This window comes from Microtetraspora sp. NBRC 16547 (assembly GCF_030268965.1).
Taxonomy (GTDB): Bacteria; Actinomycetota; Actinomycetes; order Streptosporangiales; family Streptosporangiaceae; genus Microtetraspora.
Genome location: NZ_BSSE01000084.1, coordinates 1 through 692, shown reverse-complemented (window position 1 = coordinate 692; position 692 = coordinate 1). Strand labels below are relative to the sequence as shown.

General features: G+C 66.8%; 1 protein-coding gene and 1 pseudogene. One reads left to right on the top strand and one right to left on the bottom strand.

All coding sequences use genetic code 11. From position 1 onward, the window contains the following. A partial coding sequence (locus QSK17_RS35715; RefSeq protein WP_285711122.1) for an IS30 family transposase occupies window positions 1–558 on the top strand: 558 nt, incomplete at its 5' end. A gap of 7 nt (window positions 559–565) precedes the next feature. Here the strand turns inward: QSK17_RS35715 and QSK17_RS35710 are convergent. Further along, window positions 566–692, bottom strand: a pseudogene (locus tag QSK17_RS35710) (IS3 family transposase); the annotation flags it as partial.

Sequence of the window (692 nt, the reverse complement as noted above, 5' to 3'; positions counted from 1 at the left end):
GAGGCCGCCGACCGGGCCGTGCCCGGGCACTGGGAAGGCGACCTCATTATCGGCTTGGGCAGTTCCGCGATCGGCACGCTGGTCGAGCGCACCACCCGGTTCACGATGTTGCTGCATTTGCCCCGGATGGAAGGCCACGGCGAGGGCCGGCGGGTCAAGAACGGCCCGGCGCTTGCCGGGCACGGTGCCGAAGCCGTGCGCGATGCCATAGCCGCCACGATCGCTACGCTGCCCGAGCACCTGCGTAGGTCACTGACCTGGGACCAGGGCGCGGAGATGGCCCAGCATGTTCAGCTGCGCATCGACACCGGGCTGGAGGTCTACTTCGCCGACCCGCACAGTCCCTGGCAGCGCGGCACCAACGAGAACACCAACGGCCTGCTGCGACAGTACTTTCCCAAGGGAACTGACCTGGGCAGGCACAGCCGAAACGATCTGGACGCAGTCGCCGCCGCGCTCAACAGTCGCCCCCGCAAGACACTCGGCTGGCGTACTCCCGCTGAGGCGTTCAACGAACATCTAGGCTCAATGACAGGCAGTGTTGCAACGACTCCTTGAACCCGAGCTGGCTGCCCTTGTCGCTGTGATGGATCACCCCGGCACTGGGACGGCGCTGGTGGATCGCCATCGCCAGCGCATCGCTCACCAACTCGGTCCGCATGTGATCGGCCATCGCCCAGCCGACGATCCGC